This is a genomic window from uncultured Sphingomonas sp. (assembly GCF_964250165.1).
In the GTDB taxonomy this organism is placed as follows: Bacteria; Pseudomonadota; Alphaproteobacteria; order Sphingomonadales; family Sphingomonadaceae; genus Sphingomonas.
This window is the reverse complement of sequence record NZ_CAXUEK010000149.1, coordinates 1-2,137: the sequence shown is the minus strand read 5'-3', so window position 1 is coordinate 2,137 and position 2,137 is coordinate 1. Positions and strand designations below refer to the sequence as shown.

Annotated in this window: 5 protein-coding genes; 3 read left to right on the top strand and 2 right to left on the bottom strand. The window is 69.1% G+C overall.

Annotated features, from left to right (window positions below):
- The coding region (locus ACFE64_RS15630; RefSeq protein WP_375393374.1) for an ATP-grasp domain-containing protein at positions 1 to 182 on the bottom strand (182 nt) is incomplete at its 3' end.
- Between the two features lie 130 nt (positions 183 to 312).
- Between ACFE64_RS15630 and ACFE64_RS15625 the strand changes: the two genes are divergently transcribed.
- The 3 genes from ACFE64_RS15625 to ACFE64_RS15615 are packed head-to-tail and all read left to right on the top strand — an operon-like array spanning position 313 to position 1,522.
- Positions 313 to 771, top strand: a complete 459-nt coding sequence (locus ACFE64_RS15625) for a beta-carotene hydroxylase (protein ID WP_375393375.1) — start codon at positions 313 to 315, stop codon at positions 769 to 771.
- A 26-nt stretch (positions 772 to 797) separates the two neighbouring features.
- The gene (locus ACFE64_RS15620) at positions 798 to 1,130 is read left to right on the top strand and encodes a pilus assembly protein PilZ (RefSeq protein WP_375393373.1); all 333 of its coding nucleotides are present in this window, start codon (positions 798 to 800) and stop codon (positions 1,128 to 1,130) included.
- 23 nt (positions 1,131 to 1,153) lie between these two features.
- A complete protein-coding gene (locus ACFE64_RS15615; RefSeq protein WP_375393372.1) occupies positions 1,154 to 1,522 on the top strand; it encodes a hypothetical protein in 369 nt (122 codons plus the stop codon).
- Positions 1,523 to 1,588: 66 nt separating this feature from the next.
- Here ACFE64_RS15615 and prs read toward each other — a convergent pair.
- A partial coding sequence (prs, locus tag ACFE64_RS15610; RefSeq protein WP_375393371.1) for a ribose-phosphate diphosphokinase occupies positions 1,589 to 2,137 on the bottom strand: 549 nt, incomplete at its 5' end.

Genomic DNA, 2,137 nt, shown 5'->3' with positions numbered 1-2,137 from the left:
TCCTTGAACTTGCCCTTGCCGCGGCCGCCGGCGTGGATCTGCGCCTTGACGACGTAGAGCGGCCCGGGCAGCTGGCCCGCGGCGGCCACCGCCTCGTCGACGCTCATCGCGGCGAAGCCGGCGGGCACCGGCACGCCGAACGTCGCCAGCAATTCCTTGGCCTGGTACTCGTGAATGTTCATGGGCGGGAGCGCGGCTTTCGAGGATCGGGAATGCCCGGCCTAAAGCATATCGCCCGCCGCGAATCCACCCTATATGCCGTAGGTGTCCTGGGCCGTCGGCATCCTCCTGTTCCTGTTCACCGTCGCCGCGATGGAGGGCGTCGCCTATGCGGCGCACCGCTGGGTGATGCACGGCGTCGGCTGGTTTCTCCACCGCAGTCACCACCGGCCGCGCCACGGGCGCTGGGAGTGGAACGACCTCTACGCCGTCATCTTTGCGGCGCCCTCGATCATCCTGCTGCTCGGCGGCCTGCAATGGGGCTGGTGGCCGGGCACGATCTGGATCGGGGCGGGGGTCGCCGCCTATGGCGCGATCTATTTCGGCTTCCACGACGTGATCGTCCACGAGCGGATCGCGACCCGCTACCTGCCGCGCTCTCCCTATATGAAGCGCATCGTGCAGGCGCACCGGCTGCACCATGTCGTGGAGACGCGGGGCGGAACGGTCAGCTTCGGCTTTCTCGTCGCCCCCCGGCCCGATGGGCTGAAGGCGGAGCTGAAGCGGCGCCGGCGCGCGGGCGTGCGCGGACCGGCTTTAGCCAAGGATTAACCAGAGCGGGCGCATGAGGCCCGCCCATGGACCAGCCGCGCTTCACGCTCCCCTTCTCGCCGGTCGTCGACGGGGACGAGCGCCGCGCGCTGCGCAGCGCGGTGAAGATGCGCGCGCACCTGCGCGACCGCGGCCAGACCCGATTCGAGATCGATGTGGTCGACCTGTCCCGCTCCGGCTTCCGCGCCGAGACCAGCTTTACGCTATGGCCGGGCACGATCGTGTGGCTGACGCTGCCGGGGCTGGCGCCGCTGGAGGCCATGGTCGCGTGGCGCGACAAGTACAGATATGGCTGCGCCTTCGCCCAGCCGCTGCACCCGGCGGTGTTCGATCACATCGTCGCGCTGGGGAACGGCTGAGGGAGGCGCGGCGGAGACGGGCGATGTACGCGATCCGGGTGGACCAGCAGCATGGCATCATCGAGGCGACGCTCGCCGGCATGATGACGCTGGACGAGGTCGCGTCGTACATTGCCGAGGTCAAACGCGTCTACGTCGTGCACAAGCTGCGTGGCTATTCGATGGTGATCGACGTGAGCGGCTGTCCCATCCAGCAGCAGGATATCATCCAGGCCATGGGCGCCCACATGGCGACGATGCCCAAAGCCAAGTCGCTCGCCGTCGTCACGGGCAGCTCTCTGGCGCGGATGCAGATTCGACGGCTCTTCACCCAGCCCTATGCGCGGATCGTCGCCACGGTCGATGAAGGCCGCGCATGGGTGATCGCAGGCACCGAGCCGACCGTCCAGTAAGTTCGGTCCGTTGTCGGGCTCGCGCACGATCTGTTGACGAGAGCCGCGGGCCGGCCTCTGCCCGACCTAATCGAACAGCGACGACACGCTCGTCTCGTCCGCGATCCGCTTGATCGCCTCGCCCAGCAGCGGCGCGATCGGCAGGTGGCGGATGCGCGCGGACGCGGCGACCGCCTCGCTGCCGATCGAATCGGTGATGGCCAGCTCGCTCAGCGCCGAGCCCTCCACCCGCGCCACCGCGCCGCCCGAGAGCACGCCGTGGGTGACATAGGCGACCACCTCTTCCGCGCCCGCCTCCTTCAGCGCGGCGGCGGCGTTGCACAGCGTGCCGGCCGAATCGACGATGTCGTCGACCAGGATGCAGAAGCGGCCCGCGACGTCGCCGATGATGTTCATCACCTCCGATTCGCCGGCCCGCTCGCGGCGCTTGTCGACGATCGCCAGCGGCGCGTTGTGGAGCCGCTTGGCGAGCACGCGCGCGCGCACCACGCCGCCGACGTCGGGCGAGACGACCATCAGGTTGCGGCCGCCCCACCGCGCCAGGATGTCCGCGCTCATCACCGGCGCGGCGTAGAGATTGTCGGTCGGGATATCGAAGAAGCCCTGGATCTGCCC